This window comes from Treponema sp. R6D11 (assembly GCF_054786075.1).
Window position 1 is genome coordinate 1 of sequence record NZ_BDHD01000599.1, and the last position, 725, is coordinate 725.

Genomic DNA, 725 nt, shown 5'->3' on the forward strand with positions numbered 1-725 from the left:
GATTTTCCCAGATATGCCAAAAATATGGGTTTTACAATAATGGATATGCAAGAAAATGAAACTATAACATTTCATAAACTGCCGCTGAAAAAAAATCATAAAGACCCGTTTGATAGAATGTTAATATGGCAGGCAATAACTAAAAATATGACCATGATAAGTAAAGACAAATTATTTGAACAATACAAAAAAGATGGATTAAAATTAATCTGGTAATTTGTAAATTGTCTAAAAGTTGTATGCCCAAGAATTTTACTTGGGGTCCTGTCCGAAAAAAACGCCTCGACTCACCGTCGAGTCATTTTTTTCGCCACCCCTCAAGTATGCTTTTGGGCATACAGCTTGTTATTATTTAATCGAATTCAAAATTATATCATCTATCTTTTTTCTTTCCGTCTCAATTTGTTTTTTTATATAGTTTTGTTTTTCTATTTCAGTTTCAATATTTTCTACTATTTTATCTTGTTCTTTAATCGAAATATCTAACATCGGGAATTCTTGTAATTGGGTTGGAAATATATTTGTATTATTACCTAGACCTTTTTTGTTTATTTCTATAAGGTATTGAAAATAATCTGTCCTAAAATAATAATAAGCAAATTTAGGATTACAATTTTTTAATCTTATTCTCATTGTAAAGTCAGCAAAAATTCCCTCAATACTAGCATCATCTATAATAGCAACTTTACCAATCGTTCCTTCTCCAGAACGTGCCAGTATAATAT

2 protein-coding genes are annotated in these 725 nt (G+C 29.1%); one reads left to right on the forward strand and one right to left on the reverse strand.

Annotation, left to right across the window (positions count from 1 at the left end; translation table 11 throughout):
• Positions 1 to 216, forward strand: a 216-nt coding sequence (locus ACYVTD_RS14945) for a PIN domain-containing protein (protein ID WP_461248505.1), incomplete at its 5' end; no start/stop codon positions are given.
• A gap of 132 nt (positions 217 to 348) precedes the next feature.
• On the opposite strand, the gene ACYVTD_RS14950 is transcribed toward ACYVTD_RS14945, so the two are convergent.
• A partial coding sequence (locus ACYVTD_RS14950) for a restriction endonuclease subunit S domain-containing protein (protein ID WP_461248506.1) occupies positions 349 to 725 on the reverse strand: 377 nt, incomplete at its 5' end.